The sequence below is a fragment of the Streptomyces sp. NPDC033221 genome (genome assembly GCF_055577005.1).
Map to the genome: position 1 here is coordinate 286,661 of NZ_JBVIQN010000008.1, position 21,377 is coordinate 308,037.

General features: G+C 71.6%; 15 protein-coding genes and 1 pseudogene. 6 read left to right on the forward strand and 10 right to left on the reverse strand.

The window, feature by feature from the left end:
* Positions 1-11: 11 nt before the first annotated feature.
* The 4 genes from ACZ53K_RS13695 to ACZ53K_RS13710 are packed head-to-tail and all read left to right on the forward strand — an operon-like array spanning position 12 to position 9,238.
* The gene (locus ACZ53K_RS13695) at positions 12-7,193 is read left to right on the forward strand and encodes an amino acid adenylation domain-containing protein (protein ID WP_468835131.1); all 7,182 of its coding nucleotides are present in this window, start codon (positions 12-14) and stop codon (positions 7,191-7,193) included.
* 50 nt (positions 7,194-7,243) lie between these two features.
* Positions 7,244-7,456, forward strand: coding sequence for an MbtH family protein (locus ACZ53K_RS13700; protein WP_468835134.1), 213 nt, complete (start codon positions 7,244-7,246; stop codon positions 7,454-7,456).
* 5 nt (positions 7,457-7,461) lie between these two features.
* Positions 7,462-8,427: an ATP-binding cassette domain-containing protein gene (locus ACZ53K_RS13705; protein ID WP_468835137.1), complete on the forward strand. Its 966-nt coding sequence runs from the start codon at positions 7,462-7,464 to the stop codon at positions 8,425-8,427.
* Complete coding sequence (locus tag ACZ53K_RS13710; protein ID WP_468835140.1) at positions 8,420-9,238, forward strand: ABC transporter permease; 819 nt, start codon at positions 8,420-8,422, stop codon at positions 9,236-9,238. Before ACZ53K_RS13705 ends, ACZ53K_RS13710 begins: the two co-directional genes overlap by 8 nt.
* A gap of 118 nt (positions 9,239-9,356) precedes the next feature.
* Here ACZ53K_RS13710 and ACZ53K_RS13715 read toward each other — a convergent pair whose 3' ends face one another.
* A complete protein-coding gene (locus ACZ53K_RS13715; protein WP_468835143.1) occupies positions 9,357-10,166 on the reverse strand; it encodes an AfsR/SARP family transcriptional regulator in 810 nt (269 codons plus the stop codon).
* Between the two features lie 685 nt (positions 10,167-10,851).
* On the opposite strand from ACZ53K_RS13715, the gene ACZ53K_RS13720 reads away from it, so the two are divergent.
* Positions 10,852-11,826 (forward strand): D-alanyl-D-alanine carboxypeptidase family protein, encoded by a 975-nt coding sequence (locus ACZ53K_RS13720; protein ID WP_468835146.1) that lies wholly within the window; start codon positions 10,852-10,854, stop codon positions 11,824-11,826.
* A gap of 70 nt (positions 11,827-11,896) precedes the next feature.
* On the opposite strand, the gene ACZ53K_RS13725 is transcribed toward ACZ53K_RS13720, so the two are convergent.
* Positions 11,897-12,472, reverse strand: coding sequence for a hypothetical protein (locus tag ACZ53K_RS13725; RefSeq protein ID WP_468835148.1), 576 nt, complete (start codon positions 12,470-12,472; stop codon positions 11,897-11,899).
* Between the two features lie 182 nt (positions 12,473-12,654).
* Between ACZ53K_RS13725 and ACZ53K_RS13730 the strand changes: the two genes are divergently transcribed.
* Positions 12,655-13,596 carry an NAD-dependent epimerase/dehydratase family protein gene (locus tag ACZ53K_RS13730; RefSeq protein WP_468835150.1) on the forward strand — a complete coding sequence of 314 codons (942 nt, stop codon included), beginning with the start codon at positions 12,655-12,657 and terminating at the stop codon, positions 13,594-13,596.
* A gap of 136 nt (positions 13,597-13,732) precedes the next feature.
* On the opposite strand, the gene ACZ53K_RS13735 is transcribed toward ACZ53K_RS13730, so the two are convergent.
* From ACZ53K_RS13735 to ACZ53K_RS13770, 8 genes and pseudogenes are all read right to left on the reverse strand, one after another.
* Positions 13,733-14,673 (reverse strand): IS5 family transposase gene (locus ACZ53K_RS13735; protein WP_468835152.1). Its coding sequence is split into 2 segments (ribosomal slippage): positions 13,733-14,257 and positions 14,260-14,673, totalling 939 coding nucleotides; the frame shifts between segments, so codons are not numbered across the junction.
* Between the two features lie 63 nt (positions 14,674-14,736).
* Positions 14,737-15,465, reverse strand: coding sequence for a TetR/AcrR family transcriptional regulator (locus ACZ53K_RS13740; protein ID WP_468835154.1), 729 nt, complete (start codon positions 15,463-15,465; stop codon positions 14,737-14,739).
* Positions 15,466-15,787: 322 nt separating this feature from the next.
* On the reverse strand, positions 15,788-16,660 hold the full coding sequence (locus ACZ53K_RS13745; RefSeq protein WP_468835157.1) for an urease accessory protein UreD: 873 nt from the start codon (positions 16,658-16,660) through the stop codon (positions 15,788-15,790).
* Positions 16,657-17,352, reverse strand: a complete 696-nt coding sequence (ureG, locus tag ACZ53K_RS13750) for an urease accessory protein UreG (protein ID WP_468835159.1) — start codon at positions 17,350-17,352, stop codon at positions 16,657-16,659. Before ureG ends, ACZ53K_RS13745 begins: the two co-directional genes overlap by 4 nt.
* Before the next feature lie 30 nt (positions 17,353-17,382).
* A complete protein-coding gene (locus ACZ53K_RS13755) occupies positions 17,383-18,057 on the reverse strand; it encodes an urease accessory protein UreF (protein WP_468835161.1) in 675 nt (224 codons plus the stop codon).
* Between the two features lie 157 nt (positions 18,058-18,214).
* On the reverse strand, positions 18,215-20,377 hold the full coding sequence (locus tag ACZ53K_RS13760; protein WP_468835163.1) for an urease subunit alpha: 2,163 nt from the start codon (positions 20,375-20,377) through the stop codon (positions 18,215-18,217).
* A complete protein-coding gene (locus ACZ53K_RS13765; protein ID WP_468835270.1) occupies positions 20,377-20,736 on the reverse strand; it encodes an urease subunit beta in 360 nt (119 codons plus the stop codon). The genes ACZ53K_RS13760 and ACZ53K_RS13765 overlap by 1 nt, the downstream gene beginning before the upstream one ends.
* Positions 20,737-20,874: 138 nt before the next feature.
* Positions 20,875-21,168 (reverse strand): annotated as a pseudogene (locus ACZ53K_RS13770) (urease subunit gamma); the annotation flags it as partial.
* Positions 21,169-21,377 lie beyond the last annotated feature (209 nt).

Sequence of the window (21,377 nt, forward strand, 5' to 3'; positions counted from 1 at the left end):
GGAAGGGCGCCGTGAAGCGTTCGGGTATCAGCGACGTACTGCCTCTGGCGCCGCTGCAGAAGGGACTGCTGTTCCTGTCCGAGTACGACCCGCAGAGCGCGGACGCGTATTCGCTCCAGCTCAGCGTCGAACTCGACGGGCCGCTCGACACCGGCGCCCTGCGCGCCGCGTGCGGCGCCCTGCTGAACCGGCACCCCAACCTGCGGGCCTGCTTCCGCCGCCGGGCCACCGGCGACCCCGTACAGCTCGTCCCGCACGAGGTCGAGCTGCCGTGGCGCGAGCTGGACCTGCCGGACGCGGACGCCGAAGGACTGCGTGCCGCGGCCGACGAGGAGCGGGGCCGCCGCTTCGACCTGGCGCGGCCGCCGCTGATGCGCTTCGTGCTGGTCCGGCAGGCGGCGCGGCGGCACACGTTCATCTGGACGCTGCACCACAGCCTGGCCGACGGCTGGTCGCTGCCGATGCTCATCCAGGACCTGTTCACCCTGTACGCGAACGGGGGCAAGGCGGACGGCGCCGCGCTGTCCGAGGCCGCCCCGTACCGCGATTACCTGGCCTGGCTGGCAGCGCAGGACGAGGGCGCCGCGCACGCCGCCTGGCGGGACGCGCTCGCCGGGCTCGCCGAACCCACCCGCCTGGCGCCCGTGGAGGGCCGTGCCCCGGCGCTGCCGCACTCGCTGACCGTGGACGTGCCCGAGCGGCTGGCGGCGGACCTCGCGGCCCGGGCGCGCGGCCTCGGCGTCACGCTCAACACCGTCTTCCAGAGCGCCTGGGCGCTCGTCCTGGGCGCCCTCACGGGCCGCGAGGACGTGGTCTTCGGCACGGTCACGGCCGGCCGCCCGGCCGAGCTGCCCGGCGTCGAGACGATGGTCGGCCTGTTCGCCAACACCATCCCCGTACGGGTGACGGGCCACCCCGGCCAGTCGGTGGCCGCGCTGCTCGCGGACGTACAGGAGCGGCAGTCCGGGCTGATGCCGTACGAGCACGTCGGGCTCGCCGACATCCAGCGGCAGGCCGGCATCGGTGAACTCTTCGACACGGTGATGCTGTTCCAGAGCTACCCGATGGACGAGGACGAGCTGGCGGCGTCGCTGCCGGGCCTGCGGGTCGCGGACGCGGCCATCCGCTCCGTCACCCACTACCCGCTCGCCCTCGCCGTGCTGCCCGGCCCCGGCACCCGCCTGGCGCTGCGCTTCGACTACGCGCCCGACCTGTACGGGCCCGCCGACGCCGAACTGTTCGGCCGGCGCCTGCTGCGCGTCCTGGCGGCGATCGCCGCCGACCCCGGGCAGCCGCTGGCCCGCATCGGCGTACTGGAGCCCGCGGAGGCGCGGCTGCTCCAGGCGGCCGGGGAGGCCGCGGCCACCGCCGTACCGGCCCGCCCGGTCACCGAGGCCGTCGAGGAGCGTGTACGGGAGCTGCCCGACGACACCGCCGTGGTGTGCGGGGACGACGCCCTCACCTACCGGGAGCTGAACGCGCGGGCCAACCGCCTCGCGCACGCCCTCGTCGCCCACGGCGCCGGTCCCGGCCGTACGGTCGCCATCGCGCTGCCCCGCTCCACCGGCCTGGTCGTCGCGGCCCTCGCCGTGCTGAAGTCCGGCGCGGCCTACCTGCCGGTCGACCCGGACCACCCGGCCGAGCGCAACACCGTCGTGCTGGAGGACACCCGGCCCGTCCTGGCGCTCACCACCACGGCCACCGACATCGCCCTCCCCGAGGCGGGACAGGCCCGCTGGGTCATGGACCGCGCGGACACCGCGGCGCTGGTGGCGGGCTTCCCGGACACCGACCTCACCGATGACGGGCGGGCCCGCCCGATCAGCGCGGACGACGCCGCGTACGTCCTGTTCACCTCCGGCTCCACCGGCCGCCCCAAGGGCGTCGTGGTCACCCGCGGCGGCTTCGCCAACGTCGTCGAGGACATCCGGCACCGCTACGCGCTGGAGCGCGGCGAAACCCTGCTGAGCGTCACCACGTTCGGCTTCGACATCGCCAACACCGAACTGTTCGGACCGCTGGTCAGCGGCGCCCGGCTGGTCCTCGCCGACCGGGAGACCGTACGCGACCCGGCCGCGCTGGGCCGCGCGGTCACCGCGACCGGCGCCACCGTCCTCCAGGCCACGCCCAGCCTGTGGCAGGCCCTGGTCACCGTGGCACCGGACGTCCTGGGCGGCGTGCGCGGCTTCGTCGGCGGCGAGGCGCTGAGCGAACCGCTGGGCGAGACGCTGCGCAAGGCCACCGCGAGCATCACCAACCTGTACGGGCCCACCGAGACCACCATCTGGTCCACCGGTGCCCCGCCCCTGGACGGGATCCGGCCCGGCGCCCCCGCCATCGGCCTCCCGTTCGCCAACACCCGGCTGCACATCCTGGACGACTGGCTGCGGCCGGTCGCGCCCGGCGTCGTCGGCGAGCTGTACATCGCGGGCGACGGCCTCGCCCGCGGCTACCTCGACCGGCCCGGCCTGACCGCCGAGCGGTTCGTGGCCGACCCGGCCGACCCGGCGGGCGGCCGGATGTACCGGACCGGCGACCTGGTGCGGCTGGGCACCGACGGACAGGTCGAGTACGTCGGCCGCGCCGACCACCAGGTCAAGATCCGCGGCTTCCGCATCGAGCTGGGCGAGATCGAGAACGCCCTGTCGGGTCACCCGGACATCGCCCAGGCCGTCGTCGCCGTACGCGAGGTACGTCCAGGCGAGTCCCTGCTGGCCGGTTATCTGACGCCGGCCGACGACGCCGCCGTACCGGAGCCCGGCGCGCTCCGCGCCTACCTGTCCGAGCGGGTGCCCGAGTACATGGTCCCCGCCGCCTTCATGACGCTGGACGCCCTGCCACTCACCCCGAACGGCAAGGTCGACCGCAAGGCCCTGCCCGACCCCGAACTCCGTTCCCAGGCCACCGGCCGGGCCGCGCGCAGCCCGCAGGAGGATCTGCTGTGCCAGGTGTTCGCCGAGGTGCTGGGCCTGCCGCGGTTCGGGCCCGGGGAGAACTTCTTCGAGCACGGCGGGCACTCGCTGCTGGCCGCGCGCGTGGTCAGCCGCATCCGTACGGTCCTGGGCACCGACGTCCCGGTCCGCGCGCTGTTCGAGGCCCCCACACCCGCGGGCCTCGCCGAGCGGCTGCCGCGCGCCGGTGTCGCCCGCCCCGCGCTGCGCCCGGCAGCTCGCCCCGAGGACGTACCGCTGTCCTACGCCCAGCTGCGGCTGTGGTTCCTCAACCGCCTGGAAGGCGCGCACGGCACGTACAACATCTCGCTCGCCCTGCGGCTGACCGGCGACCTCGACCAGGAAGCCCTGGACGGCGCGCTGCGCGACCTCGTGGGCCGACACGAGAGCCTGCGCACGGTCTTCCCGGACCGCGACGGCACGCCGCGCCAGCACGTACTCACCCTGGATGAGGCGGGGTTCGGGCTGCGCGAGCACACCACCGAGGAAGCGCGGCTGAGCACCCTGCTGGCCGGTGAAGCCGCCCGCGGCTTCGACCTGGCCCGCGAGATCCCGCTGCGCGCCGACCTGTTCCGGCTGTCCGCCACCGAGCACGTACTGCTGCTCGTCCTGCACCACATCGCGGGCGACGGCTGGTCCCTGACCCCGCTGGCCGACGACCTCGCCCGCGCCTACGCGGCACGCCGTGACGGCACGGCACCGGAGTGGACCGAACTCCCCGTCCAGTACGCGGACTACGCACTCTGGCAGCGCGAAGTGCTCGGCCACGAGGCCGACACCGGCAGCCTCGCCGCCCGCCAGCTCACCTACTGGAAGGACGCGCTGGCCGGGCTGCCCGAGGAGATCGAGCTGCCCGCGGACTTCGCCCGCCCGGCCGTCGCCGGGCACGAGGGCGCCGAGCACGCCGCCGTCATCGGACCCGACCTGCACCGCGCACTGGCCGGACTGGCCCGCGCACACGGCGTCAGCCTGTTCATGGTCGTCCAGGCCGCACTGGCCGCGCTGCTGACCCGGATGGGCGCGGGGGAGGACATCCCCCTCGGCAGCCCGATCGCCGGCCGTACGGACGAGTCGCTCGACGACCTGGTGGGCTTCTTCACCAACACCCTCGTCCTGCGTACGGACACCTCCGGCGACCCCGCCTTCACCGAACTGCTGCGCCGCGTACGCGAGACGGACCTCGCCGCCTACGAGAACCAGGACGTGCCGTTCGAGCGCCTGGTCGAGGTCTGCAACCCGGTCCGCTCGCTGGCCCGGCAGCCGCTGTTCCAGGTGATGCTGGCCTTCCAGAACACGGCCGGGGCCGAGGCCGTGCTCCCGGGCCTGACGGCGGCCGTGGAGCCCGTCGGCAGTGCCACGGCCAAGTTCGACCTGGCGTTCCAGCTGACCGAACGAGCCGCCGGGGCGGGGGAGAGCGGCGCTGGGGAGGAGTTCGGCGGGATCGACCTGCTCGTCGAATACAGCACCCAGCTGTTCCGGCCGGAGACGGTACGGGCACTCGCCGAGCGCTTCGACCGCGTCCTGACGGCCGTGACCACCGCCCCGAAGGCACCGCTGAGCAGCATCGACGTACTGGGCGACGAGGAGCGCCGGCGCGTCCTCACCGACTGGAACGGCGCGACCGCCGAGGTGCCTGCCCGGACCGTCGCGCAGCTCTTCGAGGAGCACGCCGCCCGGCAGCCGGACCACGAGGCCGTCGCCTTCCGCGACGAGATGCTGACCTACGGGGAGCTGAACGCCCACGCCAACCGGCTGGCCCGCGTGCTGACCGGGCGCGGCGCCGGACCCGGCACCCTCGTCGGGCTGCTGCTGCCCCGCTCGGTCGAGATGATCGTCTCGATCCTGGCCGTCCTGAAGTCCGGCGCGGCCTATCTGCCGCTCGACCCGGACTATCCGGCCGACCGGATCGCGTACATGGTCGGCGACGCCGGGCCGGTGTGTGTACTGGCGGCTCCCGGGGCGGCCGGGGCACTGCGGGACAGCGGCGCGCAGGTGATCGAACTCGACGGCGACCTGGCGGACCCCGCGGACCGCGCACTGCCGGACACCGACCTCACCGACGCCGACCGCACCCGCCCGCTGACCCGCCGCGACGCCGCGTACGTCATTTACACCTCCGGTTCGACCGGCCGCCCCAAGGGCGTCATCGTCGAGCACGCGGGCGTGGCCGCCCTCGCCGCCGACCACATCCGGCGCTTCGGACTCGGCGCGCGCTCCCGCGTGCTCCAGTTCGCCTCGCCGAGCTTCGACGCGGCCACCGCCGAACTGTCGATGGCCCTGCTGTCCGGCGGCACGCTCGTGCTGGCCACCCCGGAGAGCCGCGGACCCGGCCAACCCCTGGCCGACCTGATCACCCGGTACGGCGTCAACCTCGCCGTACTGCCCCCGGTCGTACTGGCCGCGTTCCCCGAGGACATCGCGCTGCCCGCCGGCCTGACCCTGATCACCGCGGGCGAGGCGCTGCCGCCAGAGGTCGCCGCCCGCTGGTCGGCCGGCCGGGCCCTGTACAACTGCTACGGGCCCACCGAGTCCACCGTCTGCGCCACCTCCAGCGACCCGCTGACCGGCGACGGCAAGCCGCCCATCGGCCGGCCGCTGGCCAACACCCGCACCTACGTCCTGGACGGCCGGCTGAACCCGGTGGCGCCCGGTGTGACCGGCGAGCTGTACCTGGCCGGTGCCCAGCTGGCGCGCGGCTACCTCGGCCGCCCCGGCCTGACCGCCGGACGCTTCGTCGCCGACCCGTTCGGCCCGGCGGGCGCACGGATGTACCGCACCGGCGACCTGGCGCGCTGGACGGCGGACGGCACCCTCGAATACGCCGGCCGCGTCGACCACCAGGTCAAACTGCGCGGCTTCCGCATCGAACTCGGTGAGATCGAGAGCGCGCTGGCCGCGCACCCCGGCGTCGCCCAGGCGGTCGCCGACGTACGGGAGGACCGGCCCGGCGACCGGCGGCTGGCCGCGTACCTCGTCCCCGAGGACGCGCCGGTGCCCGCCGCCGCACTGCGCGAGCACCTGTCCGGGCTGCTGCCCGACTACATGGTCCCCGGCGCCTTCGTGACGCTGGACGCCCTGCCGCTCACCCCGAACGGCAAGGTCGACCGCAAGGCCCTGCCCGCCCTCGACACCACCGGGGAGGCCGTGCACGGCCGGGCCCCGCGCACCGCCCACGAGACGCTGCTGTGCCAGGTCTTCGCCGAGGTCCTGAAACTGCCCGAGGTCGGCGCCGAGGCGGACTTCTTCGAGCTGGGCGGCGACAGCATCCGCTCCGTCCAGGTCGTCGGCCGGGCCCGCAAGGCCGGTCTCGACCTCGCGCTGCCCGACGTCTTCCGGCACAAGACCGTCGAGGCACTGGCCGCCGCCCTGGAGCGGGCCGACCGCGCGGCCGGCACCACGTTCCTGGACCGCGTACGGCAGCGTCTCGCCGCTGCGGATGCCGACGCGGCCCCGCTCGACCCGTACGGCCCGGTGCTTCCGCTGCGCACGAGCGGCGACCTGCCGCCGCTGTTCTGCGTACACGGCGGCATGGGCTTCGCCCTGCCCTACCTCGGCCTCGCCGGGCACCTCGGCGAGCGGCACCCGGTGTACGGGCTCCAGGCGCCCGGCCTGAGCGGCACCGGACCGCTGCCGGGAAGCATCGCGGAGGTCGCGGCCGAGTACGTCGAGCGGGTCCGCGCGATCCAGCCGGCCGGCCCGTACCACCTGCTCGGCTGGTCGTACGGCGGCATCGTCGCCCACGAGATGGCCGTACAGCTGGAGGCCGCGGGCGAGGAGGCGGCCCTGCTCGCCAACCTGGACAGCTACCCGGCCGACCTCGCCGAGCCCGTCCCCACGGACGCGCAGCTGCTGGCCGCCGTCCTCGAATACTGCGGATTGGAGAGCCCCGAAGACGGCGGCGACGGCCCGACGCCCGAGGCGGTCCGCGACGCCCTGCGCCGCGCCGACAGCCCGCTGGGCGACCTGGACATCCCCCGGCTCGTGGACGTCATGCGCAACCACGTCCGCCTCGTACGGGAGCACACACCCGGGCGCGTACGGGCCCCGATGCACCTGTTCGTCGCGGAACTCGGCCTGGCCCCGGAGGAACGCGCCGCCCGGCCCGGCCGCTGGTCCGGCCACACCGACGGCACACTGGCCGTCCACCCGGTCCCGTGCGGCCACGAATTCATGATGCATTCCGGGCCGCAGGCCGCCATCGGCCAGGCCGTCGCCGCCGAACTCGGCCGGCTGCACACCTGATCCGCCCCGTACCCGACCCCACTCACGACTCACGACTCACGGAGAACCCCATGGCGAACCCCTTCGACAACGAAGACGGCACCTTCCACGTCCTGGTCAACGGCGAGGGCCAGCACTGCATCTGGCCGGTCTTCGCCGACGTACCGGCAGGCTGGACGGTGACCCTCGAAGCGCGCCCGCGCGCCGAGGCACTGGCCGCCGTCGAGCGCGACTGGACCGACATGCGGCCCAAGAGCCTCGTCACCGCGCACACCGGCAGCTGACCGCGATGGGGGCGGACACCGCGGTCTACGCGGAAGGGCTGCAGAAGCGCTACAAGAGCCACCACGCGCTGCGCGGCGTCGACCTGTCGGTGGCCGCCGGCTCGGTGCTCGGCGTGCTCGGCCCCAACGGGGCGGGCAAGACCACGACCGTACGGGTGCTGTCCACGCTGCTGACGCCGGACGCGGGACACGCGACCGTCGCCGGGTACGACGTGGTGCGCCAGAGCAAGGAGGTGCGCCGCCGGATCGGCCTGGCCGGTCAGTACGCGGCCGTCGACGAACTGCTCACCGGCCGCGAGAACCTCATCCTCCTCGGCCGGCTGCTGCGGCAGGGCCGGCGCGGCGCCCGGCAGCGGGCCGCCGAACTGCTCGCGCGGTTCGAGCTGGAGGACGCCGCCGACCGCCCGGTGGGCACCTACTCGGGCGGCATGCGGCGCCGGCTCGACCTGGCCACCTGCATCATCGCCCGGCCGCCGGTGCTGTTCCTGGACGAGCCGACCACCGGCCTGGACCCGACCAGCCGCACCGTGCTGTGGAAGGTGGTGCGCGACCTCGTCGACGAGGGCATCACCGTGCTGCTCACCACGCAGTACCTGGAGGAGGCCGACCAGCTGGCCGACCAGATCGTGGTGATCGACACCGGCCGGGTGATCGCCGCGGGCACCCCGGCCGAACTCAAGCGCTCCGTCGGCACCGACCACCTCCAGGTCGCCGTGGCCCGCCCCGACCAGCTGGGCACCGCGCTGACCGCCGTCTCCCCCCTGGCCGGGGCCGAGCCGGTGGTGGACACCGAGGCGCTGCGGCTGACCGTCCAGCTCGACGCCGGCCTGGAGAGCGTGGCCGCCCTCGCGGGTGCGCTGCGGACCGCGGGCGTCGAGGTCACCGACTTCGAGGTACGGCGTCCCAGCCTCGACGACGTGTTCTTCCAACTGACCGAGCGCAATGAGCCAAAGGCGAGCGTCCATGAGTGAACTCCGCGTCGCGACCGTGCCGCCGGGCGGCCCGTTCGCCGGCCTGGCCGACACGGCCGCCCTGGCCGGGCGGCACCTGCTGCACCTGCGGCGGGCGCCGGGGAAGTTCCTCGGCATCGTGATGAACCCGCTGATCCTGCTGATCGCGGTGGGCTACCTGTTCCGCAACTCCATCTCGGTGCCCGGCAGCGGGAATTACCAGGAGTACCTGATGGCCGGCGTGGCCGTACAGGTGGGCCTGGCGAGCATCGGGCCGACCGCCATCGGCGTGGCGATGGACATGCGCGGCGGCCTGGTCGACCGGTTCCGGTCGCTGCCGGTCTCGCGTACGGCCGTACTGGTCGGCCAGACCCTCTCCGACCTGATCGTCTCGGCCCTCGGCCTGGCGATCGTGATGCTGGTGGGCCTGGCCGTCGGCTGGCGGCCGCACGCGGACCCGCTGTCGGTGGCGGGCGGCTTCGCGCTGATCCTCGCCTTCGTCTACGCGATGCTGTGGGTGGGCGTACTGCTCGGCCTGCTCCTGCGGTCCCCGGAGACCATCGACTCGGTCGGCGCGATCGTGCTGGTGGCGTTCTCGTTCCTGTCCAACGCCTTCTTCTCCGTCCAGGGACTGCCGTCGTGGATCAGGCCGCTGGCCGAGTGGAACCCGGTCAGCTCGGTCGTCACGGCCTGCCGCACCTTGTGGGGCAATCCGGTCGTGACCGGTACGGGGTTCCCTGCGGAGCACCCGGTCCTGGTGACGGCGGGCACGCTGGCCGTACTGCTGGCTGTGTGCGTACCGCTGAGCCTGCGGGCGTACCGCAAGGCGTGACGAGGTGCCGTCGGGGCGCTCCGGAGAACGGCCGGACGGGGCGCCTCGGGGGCTGGTGTGACCCCCGTGGTGGCGCCCCGTCCATCTCAGCTAACAAAGCGAGCGACGTGGAACCCGGTCAGACCCGTGCTTCCAGCAGTGGGTCCTGGGCGAGCACCGACTGGTACAGCTCCCGCAGCGAACGGCCGACGTCGAGCCCCAGCTCGTTCACCAGCCAGGTGCGGGTGCGCTGGTACACGTCCAGCGCCTCGCTCTGTCTCCCGCAGCGGTAGAGCGCGATCATCAACTGCTCGCTGAACCGCTCCCGCCCGGGATGTGCCACCACCAACTCCTGGAGATCGGCGATCACTTCGCGCTCACCGCCGGTATACAGCTTCACCATCACGAGATCCTCGCGCAGGGTCATCAGCCGCTCTTCGAGCTGCGCGGCCGTGGAGCGGCAGAGCACTCCTTCCCCCGCGTCCAGCAGGGCGGGCCCCCGCCACAGCCGCAGGGCCTCCTTCAGCACCTCGCCCGCCCGCGCGGGGTCCTCGCGGAGCAGGTCCGCCCCCTGGGAGGCCAGCCGCAGGAAGCGGGCGGCGTCCGTGGCGTCCGGCGGGACGGCCAGCAGATAGCTGTTGTTGGCCGTCACGACCACGTCGTTGGGGTGCTCTCCCAGGTCCCAGGTCTCCAACTGCTTGCGAAGCCGTACGGTGTTGGCGTGCAGCGCGTTCCTGCTGTTCGCCAGGTCCTTGTCCGGCCACAGCTCACCGACCAGCGTGTCCCAGGAGACCGTCCGTCCGGCGTGCAACGCCAGTACGGTTAACAGTGTGCGAACCTTTTTCGCCCGGATCCGGTAAATCTTTCCCCCGTGTTCGACGCCCATTGGACCAAGAACATTGATCAGCACCGGTCTGTCCCATCCCCGCTGGTGCGCGTAGAGCCGCATCTGCAGGCGACTGTCTTCCGGTCCAGCAGGGAGCGGAAGCTCATCGGCAGCGCCCTACCCCCTGGGCCCCCGCTGCCATCGCGCATGTCAACGCTACGTACGCCGCATGTAATTTGACGCTTTTGACACTCTTTTGTTGGTCTATACCTAGACCATTGGGATCTTCCCGTCTTCGATGATGCCTGTCAAGCGTCGGGAAACGTGCATAAATCCGCTAAAGAGCAGGGAAACGCCTGAGATTTAAAGCCATCTTAGCCAAGTCGCTCCAGCGCCAGGGCCCTACGGCGTGCCACCCGCCCGCCCCCGCCCGCTCCCGCCTCATCCGCCGCCACGCCGCCAGGGATCATTGCCCACAAGCCCGACAACAGCCCGGAGCCGCTGGTTCCACAAGTCACCCGGCGTATATTTCTCGCAATGAATTCTTCACCTGGGCGACCAATTCACAGGTCAACGACCGCTCCGTAACGCAGAATGCGGCCCGAGCGCGATTACCCGCACCGGCCCGCCCGGGGCCGCCGGCACAATACACCAGGCCCCACCGAAAACCCTCACCCACCCCCCCACCTGCCCCTGCGCACGCCTCGCGCCCACCCCGGATGTTCCGTGTATAGGGCATCATCTACCTGCTTGCCTCGTACGGGAGCACAGTTCGACATCGAGCACGACAGTTACGGAGCGTTTCAACTTGACTGTTAGAGCCATCACTTCGCGCGCAGTGGCCGTTGCGGGCGGCACCCTGCTCGCGCTCTCCCCCCTCACCGCTCAGGCCGCTCAGGCCACACCCCCCACGCAGAACGCACCCGCCACCCAGGCTCCGCAGACCCCCCGCCCCACCCAGACCGCACCCGCCATCGCCGCCAAGGGCGCTTCCCTGATCGACGGCACGACCGGCAGGAGCCTCTTCGGCAAGGAGGCGGACACGGCCCGCCCCATAGCCAGCACGGCGAAGATCATGGCCGCGTCCGTGGTGCTCGACAGCCAGGGCGTCGACCTGGAGCGCCGGGTCCCCGTCAAGCAGGAGTACCGGGACTACGTCACCCAGCACAGCTCCAGCACCGCGGACCTCCAGACCGGCGACAAGCTCACCGTCCGCCAGCTCCTCTACGCCACCCTCCTCCCCTCCGGAGCGGACGCCGCCTACGCCCTCGCCGACACCTTCGGCACCGGCGCCACCAACGCCGAACGCACCGCCTCCTTCATCACCCAGATGAACCAGAAGGCCGCCGGCCTCGGCCTCGCCCACACCAAGTTCGACTCCTTCGACGGCGCGGGCACCGACGCGAGCACCCCGAACGAACTGGCCAAGCTCGCCCAGTACGCCATGAAGAACGACACCTTCCGTACGGTCGTGAAGACCAGGCAGTACAAGGGCGAGGCCCCCGCCGCCAACGGCCGCACCCGCTACTACACCTGGAACAACACCAACCAGCTGCTCGGCTCGTACGACGGCGTCATCGGCATCAAGACCGGCACGACCACCCCGGCCGGCGACTGCCTGGCCTTCGCCGCCACCCGCGGCGACAAGACCCTCATCGGCACCGTCCTGAACAGCAAGGACCGCTACGCCGACGCGGCAAAGCTCCTCGACCACGGCTTCGGCACGGCCAAGGCCAGGACGCTGAAGCTGCGCGCCCTCCCGGCGAACACCCAGCGCGACTGACCACTCACCCCCGCAAAGGGCGCGACCACCGAGGTGGCCGCGCCCTTCGCGTCTCCGGAACAGCCCCCGCTCACCGCTCCCAGTACTTGGCCACCGCCTGCGCGTACGCCACACGGCGGTCGAGGCCGTTGCCGCGGACCCGGAAACGGCCGCGAGCCGTCTCGGTCAAGAACGACCGGCCGAAGAGCCCTCCCGGCCGCTTCCAGGCCGTACGGACCTGGAGGGAGGTCTCGCCGATGGTGGAGTCGGAGACGAACACGCCGACCAGGTAGAACAGGACGAACGGCAGCATCAGCAGGCATACGAGCAGCGACGGCACCGTGCCGTCCTTGCCGCGCAGCACCGTTCCGTCGGGCAGGTGGATCTCGTGCACGGGCCGCCACCGCTTCTTCTGCGGCGGCAGGCGGATTTCGGCGAGGTGCTGATGGTCCGGGGTGAGCACGGCAAGACGGCCGCCGCCCGTCCGGACGACCACCGCGAGCGGGGTGGCGCCGGCGGGGTCGGCGGTCAGGGTGAAGCGGGGTTTGCATCCGTGGGGTATGGAGTAACCGTCGGGGACGCCACGGCGTACGTGGACGGGGGATGCGCCCCGGGGCCGGAGTTCGTAGTGCTTCCGGCGGGGATGGCGGGTGAAGGTCAGCGTCAAGGAGCGGTCCCTCTCGTCAGGTCGCGTTGGTGAGCTGCCGAAAGATACCGCCGCAGTCCACGCCACCCACGCCGTCCGGCAACCCGTGTCGGGCCGTGCCGGTGAAGTCCGGCGTCTTGGCGGCACTGAGCCCCCCGAGGTATCTGGATGAAGGGGGCGCACCCCCGGGCTACTGTGCGCGGGTGAGCCTTTACGTCGTCATAGGATTCGGGCCTGCCGGGGCGGCCACCGCTCGACTGCTGGTCGAAAAGGGGCATGCGGTACGGGTCGACACCACTTCGGGCCGTAGCGCCGAGCCCGGCATCGAGCACTTCGCGTTCGACGCGGCGGACCGCGAGCGGCTGAGCGAGGCCGCGCAGGGCGCCGCTGCGATCGTCAACTGTGCCGGACCGCCCTACCACCGCTGGGCCGACGCGTGGCCGCCGCTGGCCTCGTCGATCTGCGCGGCGGCCGAGGCGACCGGGGCCGTCCTGGTCATGCTGGGCAACCTCTACGGCTACGGCCCGGTGGACGGCGCCATGACCGAAGAACTCCCGCTCGCCGCGACCGGCCCCAAGGGGCGGGTGCGCGCCGCCGTTTGGCAGCAGGCGCGGGACCTGCACGAGCAGGGCCGGATTAAGGCCGCCGAGGTGCGGGCCTCGGACTTCTTCGGGCCCGGTGTGACCGACGGCGGGCATCTGGCCGGGCGGGTCATGCCGCGGCTGCTGCGCGGCAAGCCGGTCTCCACGTTCGGGGACCCGGACGTCCCGCACAGTTGGTGCTACCTCCCCGATGTGGCCCGGGCCCTGGTCGAGGTCGCGGGCGCGGAACGGGCCTGGGGCCGGGCCTGGCACGTGCCGAACGAGCCCGCGCGGTCCGCCAGGGAGATGATCGACCGCCTCGCCGCCGAGTCCGGATCAGGGCCGGTGGCGGTGCGCCGACTCTCGCCGGCCGTTCTCGGTGTCGCCTCGCTGGTCTCGCCGCTGATCCGCGAGATGAAGAAGATCCGGTACCAGTTCGACCGTCCCTTCGTCGTCGATGCGAGCGCCTACGAGGGCGCCTTCACGGTACGGGCCACCTCCCTGGACGAGCAGGTCAAGGCGACGGTGAACTGGTGGCGCGACCGGCTGGCCGCCACCGGGTGAGAACTGTGATGCCGAACGCCTCCGGTGGATCCGGCGGAAGCACGGCCCGCGGACGTCGCGATCGTGGGGATGGCCTGCCGGTTCCCGGGGGCGCGGAACGTCAATCAGGTCGGCGCCGGGCACCCGGCGAACGGGTCTAGGGCGTTTCTGATGGCTCTTGGATGGTGTCGCGGAGCCAAATGACGATCGCGGTGACGGTGAGGGTGCCGTTGAAGATGTAGTCGCGCTTGTCGTAGCGGCTGGCCATCGCTCGGAACTGTTTCCACTTGCTGACGCAGCGTTCGACCGCGCTGCGCCGCCGGTACTGGGCCTTGTCGAAAGCAGGCGGCCGGCCGCCGGCCCGGCCACGGTTGTGGCGGTTGGCCCGCTGGTCGTCCGGCTCTGCGATGGTTGCCTTGATGCCCCGGCGGCGCAGGGAGGCGCGGTTGTCGCGGCTGGAGTACGCCTTGTCGCCGCGCACCCGGTCCGGGCGACGGCGTGGCCGGCCGGGCCCGCGGCGGCGAATGCGCAGCGATTCCAGCACCGGCAGCAGCATGGGGCTGTCGCCCCGCTGGCCCGGCGAGGTGAGCCAGGTCAGGGGGCGGGCCCGGTCGTCGGCCAGCAGGTGGGCCTTGGTGGTCACCCCGCCCCGTGAGCGTCCCAGCGTCTCCCGTCCATCGGCCTCCTCACGGGTCCCGCCCCCTTTTGCGGGAAGTCCCGCGGCGGCCGGTGCCGGGCCCCGGCCGCGTGCTGATGGGCCCGGCAGGAAGTGGAGTCGATGTTCACCGCCCACTCTTGCTCCAGCTCGCGGGCCAGGGCGCCGTCGGGATCGCCGGCATCGGCCTCGATCTGCAGCCCGGCCAGGATGCGCTGCCAGGTGCCGTCCGCCGACCAGCGGCGATGCCGTTCGTAGACGGTCTGCCAGGGCCCGTACCGCTCCGGCAGGTCCGGCCACGGCACCCCGGTACGGGCCCGGAACAGCACCCCGTTCACCACCATGCGGTGATCGGACCACTGCCCGCCGGGCCTGCCGTTGGCCGGCAGCAACGGCTCAATCACCCGCCACTGCGCATCGGTCAGCTCATGTCGCCGCACCATACCCGCCACCTGCCCAGACCAGCGCTTGGTCCACCCAGGCCAGCAAGAGCCATCAGAAACGGCCTAGTCGGTGTTTTCTCCCAAGGGAACCGTGAGCCCGATTCCTTCGGCCGCCACGGCGATGGCGCGGTCGAAGAACGCCGACTGGTCCCGGACGCTGTCGTGGGTACGGCTGAAGACCTGGAACACCAGAAGCCCGATCAGGTTGCTCCACAGCACGATGCCGCGCTCGATGATGTCCGAGAATGGTGCCCCGGGAGCCCCGCCGAAGACTTCCACCGCCGTGGGCAGAAGCACCGACGGCTCGGGCAGTGGCCGCCGGGGCGGGGTGAGTTCACCGGCCTCCAGAGCCGAACGGATGATGCTGCCCAGCGCCTCGGGGGTGCGCGAGGCGGGCGGTACCGTCTCCTGCGGGGCGTGGTACCCCGGAACCGGCGAACCGTAGAGCAGCGTGAATTCGGCCGGGTTGCCGAAGGACCACGCCCGCAGCGCACGCGTCACCGCGAGCAGCCGCGCCCCCGCCGACGCCTGCGCGTCCCGGGCGGCCTGATCGGCCTGCTCCACCGCTGCGCCGGAGGCGTTGTAGGCGTCGATGACCACCGCGGTCAGCAGGTCGTCCCGGTGCGGGAAGACGGTTGCCACGTCCGCGACGGTGAGACCGCTGCCGGCGGCAACGGCATCCAGGGACAGCCCTCCGGCGCCCAGTTCCGCCAGCAGTCGGCGCGCGGTGGCCTTGACGGCCTCCGGCAGCCCGGTGTTCGCATCGCCCGCGTTCGTTACGGAAACATCCATTGCCGAACCGTACCTGTCGGCCACAACGGTGATCGGTTCGGACGCCCTGCCACCTCGGCCGGGCACGCAACACCTGGCGTGGCTCGGACACCGAACAAGTCCCCGGTCGCTGACCAGGGACTTGGTCATGGAGCGGGTGACGGGAATCGAACCCGCGCTCTGAGCTGCGGAATCACCCGCCTCCCGGTGCCTGGCCCGTCGCTGACCTGGGCAGATGTCGTGTGGAGCGGGTGGTGTCGGGGAGTTCTCCGGGCCCGTCGTTGCCCCCGGTTGCCCGCCGGCCGGCCCTGGCGACGGTGGACCGTCGACTGTCCTGTCATGTCTACGGCCTGGCGGCGCCGGCGGCGAGGGCGTGTTCCTGTGCCTCATCGAGCAGGTCCCGCAGCGTTGAGGTGGTAGGCGCGACGGCGGTGGCGAGGAGTGCCGCGCCGTCGGCCAGTGGTGCGAGGACGGCGCACCCGTTCTTGGTGCCTTCGCCGAGGAGTACGGGGGCTTGCCGGGCTTCGAGGCGTGGGTCCACGATCAGGAGCTGGCCGACGGCGCGGTGCCCGTTCAGGATGGCCGGGCCGTCCCAGCCGGGTTCTGGGGTTCCGTAGGCCGTGTGCTGGTCGAGCAGTGGACGCCCGGCGCGATGGACCAGGATCCGGCTGGCGAGGTGACCCGGTTCCTCGTCGGACCGGCCCAGGAGTTGCTCTTCCCGCAGGACCAATCGTGCGGTGGCGGCGAGTGTGACCGTGTACGTCTGGCGCAGGTTGCTGCCGGCGGCACTGATCAGGGGCTTGGGCAGCCAGCGCAGCTGGGCGTGTTCTCCGGCAGTGAGTCGCACGTCGTAGGTGGCCGCGTCGGTGGTGGGGCCGCGCAGGGCGAGCGTGGCGGCTGCCGTGGTGACCTCCAGCTCGGCCCGGTCCTCGGCAGTGATGTCGAGGGTGAGCCGGTCGCCGCCGAGCGGAGCGCTCATCGCGCCGAGAATGCCCACCGTGGCGGCGTTTCCGGCGGTGTGCATGTTCCGCAGGTAGAAGGGGCCGTCGCTGTGCAATTGCGGGAGGGTGGTGACGCGTCCGTTGTGCGCGGCGCGGATCCGGGCCGTGGCGCGTACGCCGTGCGGGTGCCCGGCGGGCTCTTGGGCATCGGCCGCGGGAGCGGCAGGGACGGATGCCGCCCGCCGTGCAGGGGCGAGTTGGCCGGGCAGGGTCATGCGGTTGCCTCGACGCGCCACTTCGCGAGGTGGCCGGTGACCCAGTCGGCGACCTTACGGATGCCGTCGTCGGAGGTGAGGCTGGTGAAGATGACGGGCAGGTCACCGCGCTGTCGCTTTGCGTCGACGGCCATGGTGTCCAGATCGGCGCCGACGTACGGGGCGAGGTCGGTCTTGTTGACGATGAGGAGGTCGGCGGTGGTGATGCCGGGGCCGCCCTTGCGGGGAATGTCGTCGCCGCTGGCCACGTCGATGACGAAGATCTGCACGTCGACCAGGCCCTTGGAGAAGGTGGCGGTCAGGTTGTCGCCACCGGACTCGACGAGCACGAGGTCGAGGGGCTGGTGGGTCTCTTCCAGCTGCTCGACGGCTTCCAGGTTCGCGGAGATGTCGTCGCGGATGGCGGTGTGCGGGCAGGCGCCGGTCTCGACGGCGGTGATGCGCTCGGCCGGCAGGACGGCTTCGCGGCGCAGGTACTCGGCGTCCTCTCGGGTGTAGATGTCGTTGGTGACCGCGGCGATCTGCCACTGGTCGCGCAGGGTGCGGCAGAGCGCGGCGACACAGGCCGTCTTGCCGGAGCCGACCGGACCGCCCAGGCCGACCCGGAGGGCGCGGCGGCTCCCGTCGGGGAGGAGTGGCTCGGCGCTGTGCGTATGCCGCTGGGGAAAGATCTCAGCGTGGTCGAGGTGCATGTCAACTCCGGTGTGCGGGGCGGGTTCGGGTCAGGAGGCGAAGAGGCGGACGGTCCAGGCGGCGTGTTGCTCCGCGGTGATGTCCAGCAGGGGTGAGGAGGCCGACGGCAGGGCGTCGAGCCCCTCGGCCGTCGCGCGGTGCGCGGCGTCGGCCGCGGTCTGTGCGACGGCATCGGTCTCGGGGCCGAGGCGGGCCAGCAGCCCGGAGGCGCTGAGCGGGTCGAGGCTCAGCAGGCGCACGGCTGCGGTGGCCGGGCCGCTGATGTTCTCGTACGCGGCGGCATGGGCGGCATCCACCGGGGCAAGGCCGGCGGCGCGGGCGGCGAGGCCCAGAACGATGGGCTGGTGGGCGCCCTGGGGACGCGCGACGGCCAGTTCTTCGAGAGCGGCCGAGGGGAAGGTGGCGCGGGCCGCGCGCATCATCTGCCGGCCGAGCCTGCGGGCGACGGCGCGCAGCGCGGGGGCGGGGGTGCGCGCGTCGGCGGCGGCGTCGAGCAGCAGCGGGTCATGTCCGGCGACGGCTGCGGCGGCCAGCCCGGCCGCGGTCAGACCGGCGGTGTGCAGACGCCCACGGCAGAACGCCTCCAGGCTGGCGGTGTCGTGTACGGCTCCGTGGGCGACCGCGGCCTCGACGCCGCCGGAGTGGGCATGCCCACCGGCGGGGAAGCGGCCGTCGGCCAGGAGGAGCAGGGCTGCGCGGCTCATCGGCGAGTGGCCGCCTTTCACAGGGGCACAGGGGCACAGGGGTACGAGGTACGGGGCGGGTGATGGTGAGGCGGTCCTGGCGGGCGTACCGGGCTTGACCGGGGCCCGACCGGGGCCCGACCGGAGCAGTGGCGCCACCGGCCGGGCGGATGCCGGATCAGAACAGGAAGTACCGCTGCGCCATGGGAACCTGGTCGACGTAGGCGCGCGGGACCATCACACCGTTGAGCATGGTGGGGGAGTCCCCCGTCGTCTCGCCGCCGATGTTGACCTCGAAGCTGTTGTGGTCCACTTCGAGCTGCTTGGGCAGCACGCCGTTCAGCCTCATGTGTCCCTTCGTGAGGCCCCGGGTGTCCTTGATGTCGACGAACTCCTTGTTGAGGCCGAGCCCCTCCCGTTTCGTCTGATAGGTTCCGCTTTGCCCGGTCGTCTCGTAACGGGTGTTCAAATCGTCGGCCACGCCCGGGGCGGCGAAGTTCACCGAGTTGCGCCCCGGGGCACACCCGGTGGAGCCCCAGATGGGCCGCGGCTGGTAGGGCTGCGGTGTCGTGATCGAGGCGTTGGCGTCGCCGTTCTGCGCGTAGGCGAGCTGGCCGCCCTTGATGACCGCGTGCATCTTGACGCCGAAGAACTTCGGCTCCCACAGCACCAGGTCCGCCCGCTTCTCCGGCCCCGACTCCACCGAACCGACGTAGTCGTCGATGCCGTGTGTGATCGCCGGGTTGATCGTGTACTTGGCGACGTACCGGCGTACCCGGTAGTTGTCGTTCGGCTCCGTCGTGGCGGCCCTGTGCTTGTGCCCCTTGTCGTAGGCCGGGTTCGCCCGGATGCCCGCGTACGACAGGTCCTGGGGAAGCGTGCCGTAACGGGACTTCATCACGTGCGCGGTCTGCCACGTGCGCATGATCATCTCGCCGATGCGTCCCATCGCCTGGGCGTCCGAGGACATCATCGAGATGGCGCCCATGTCATGGAGGAGGTCCTCCGCCGCCATGGTGGACGGGCGGATACGGGAATCCGCGTAGGCCATGTCCGCCGTCAGGTCCGGGTTGAGGTGGTGGGCGACGACGAGCATGTCGATGTGCTCCTTGACGGTGTTGACCGTCAGGGGCCGGGTGGGGTTGGTCGAGGCGGGCAGCACCCGCGGGTTCTTGACCAGCTCGATCATGTCCGGGGCATGGCCCCCGCCGGCGCCTTCGATATGGAAGACATGGATGGCCTGGTTATTGAAGGCTTCCTCGGTGTCCTCCAGGAAGCCGGATTCGTTCATCGAGTCGGCGTGCAGGGCGACCTGAACCCCGTGTTTTGTGCAGGCATCCAGCGCGCTCTTGATCACGGCGGGTGTGGCGCCCCAGTCTTCGTGCAACTTGAGGCCGATGGCACCGGCGAGCACCTGTTCCTCCAGGGCCTTCTTGCTCATCGTGCTGCCCTTGCCGAGCAGGCCGATGTTGACCGGGTAGTCGTCCAGGGCCTCGAAGAGCTTGGTGAGGTGCCATGCGCCCGGGTTCACGGTGGTGGCGGTGCTGCCGGCGGCGGGGCCCGTACCTCCGCCGATGAGCGTGGTCACGCCGGAGGCCAGGGCCTCGTGGACCTCCTCGGGGCAGACGAAGTGCACGTGGGTGTCGATGGCGCCCGCGGTGAGGATCTTGCCGTTGCCGGAGATGACCTCGGTGCTCGGGCCGACCACGAAGTTCTCCGGCGTCGGCGGCGTCGGTGTCGGTGCCGGAGGCGTCACCGGCGTCGTCGTCGGCGGCTTCGGCGGGGCCTCGATCCCCGAAAGACGCCGAGGCATCTCGAAATTCGTGATCGGGTCCATGGTCTCGGGGTTGTACGCCTTGCCGATGGATTGGATCCTGCCGTCCCTGATGCCGATGTCGGCTTTGACCACACCCCACCAGTCGATGATCAGTGCCCCCGTGATGACGGTGTCCACGGGGTTCCTCTTCACGTCCTTGTACCGGTCCCTTGAGATGTGGGACATGCCCATCGACTCGCGGATCACCTTCCCGCCGCCGAAGAGCATCTCGTTGCCGCTGTACTTCGGCCCGCCGCTCCAGTCGGCTTCGATCTCGACGATGAGGTTGGTGTCGGCGAGGCGGACACGGTCCTTGGTGGTGGGTCCGTACCGGGTGGTGTAGTCGACCCGCGTCAGCAGGTTGTTCGTCCTCGTCGGCTTCCTCTGACTCGGCGGCACCGGCAGGTTCGGCGGCCCCGCCGAACTGGGCTTCTTCCCTGCCAGGGTCGCCGCTGCTCCCTGTGCGGGCTGCGACGTCGTCTTCTTGGCTGTCGTCTGGGCTGTCCGCTTCGATGTGCCGGCCATCAGACGGTCCCCTCGCGCAGTCCCATAATCGCCTTGACGTTGGTCTTGGCCTGGCCCCCGAACTTGACCAGCTCAACGCAGCACTCGTCGCCCGGTTCGAACCGCACGGAGGAGCCCGCGGAGATGTTGAGGCGCCGATTCTTCGCCTTGGCGCAGTTCTTGAGTTCCACCTGCGTGCCCTGAGCGGTGATCACCTTGAGCCCGGGGTTGATCTCGGCGAAGTGGTAGTGCGAGCCGACCTGGATGGGACGGTCGGAGACGTTCTTGACCTTGATTGTCTCCAAGTCGTCCTGCAGGTTGCCCTGTGTGAGGGGCTTGCCCTGCAGGTTCTCGTTGAACGCGATCGCTTCGTGCCACACCGCACGGTCGTCGCACTTCTCGCAGCAGTAGGGCGTCCTGCTGTCGTCACAGTCGACCGGGCAGTCCGGGAGGCGGGCCGGCCGGGGGTGCTCGATCTTGCCCGGGTGGAGCGCGGGCTCCTCGGCGGCTGCCGGGAAGGGGTCGTGGATCGTGGCCAGCTTGGTGCCGTCCGGGAAGGTGGCCTCCACCTGGACGACCGGAATCATCTCCGGGACGCCGTCCATCACGTCGCCACGGGTGAGCAGCCGTCGGCCCGTGTCCATGACCTCGCTGACCGTCTTCCCCTTGCGGGCCTCTTCGAGGACATGGTTGGTCAACAGGGCCACAGCCTCCGGGTAGTTGAGCCGCAGTCCCTGTTCACGGCGCCTCGCTGCCACGTCGGCTGCGACGTGGAGGAGCAGGCGCTCCTGCTCATGCGGAGTCAAGTGCACGATGGCTCGTCTCTGTGGGGCGGATGATGCTGCGACCGGGCACGTCAAGGTCACGGACAACGCTTCCCCAGAGGACGGCGGGCGCTCTCCGATCATCGGCGGGACCGAACGGCGAGACCACCAAAGCGCTGATGTTCCACACCATCTGGTGAATCCCCGGGAATACGCCGTTGACGCGCCTCCAAAACGAAAAAGCACGGTTTTGGAGG

What these genes read in the sequence shown, in the direction of transcription:
- ACZ53K_RS13745 (WP_468835157.1), bottom strand. Translation starts at nt 16,660, where the DNA reads ATGACCCTGCCCGGCCAACTCGCCCCTGCACGGCGGGCGGCATCCGTC.
- ureG (WP_468835159.1), bottom strand. Translation starts at nt 17,352, where the DNA reads ATGCACCTCGACCACGCTGAGATCTTTCCCCAGCGGCATACGCACAGC.
- ACZ53K_RS13710 (WP_468835140.1), top strand. Translation starts at nt 8,420, where the DNA reads ATGAGTGAACTCCGCGTCGCGACCGTGCCGCCGGGCGGCCCGTTCGCC.
- ACZ53K_RS13705 (WP_468835137.1), top strand. Translation starts at nt 7,462, where the DNA reads ATGGGGGCGGACACCGCGGTCTACGCGGAAGGGCTGCAGAAGCGCTAC.
- ACZ53K_RS13740 (WP_468835154.1), bottom strand. Translation starts at nt 15,465, where the DNA reads ATGGATGTTTCCGTAACGAACGCGGGCGATGCGAACACCGGGCTGCCG.
- ACZ53K_RS13760 (WP_468835163.1), bottom strand. Translation starts at nt 20,377, where the DNA reads ATGGCCGGCACATCGAAGCGGACAGCCCAGACGACAGCCAAGAAGACG.
- ACZ53K_RS13700 (WP_468835134.1), top strand. Translation starts at nt 7,244, where the DNA reads ATGGCGAACCCCTTCGACAACGAAGACGGCACCTTCCACGTCCTGGTC.
- ACZ53K_RS13755 (WP_468835161.1), bottom strand. Translation starts at nt 18,057, where the DNA reads ATGAGCCGCGCAGCCCTGCTCCTCCTGGCCGACGGCCGCTTCCCCGCC.
- ACZ53K_RS13715 (WP_468835143.1), bottom strand. Translation starts at nt 10,166, where the DNA reads ATGCGGCTCTACGCGCACCAGCGGGGATGGGACAGACCGGTGCTGATC.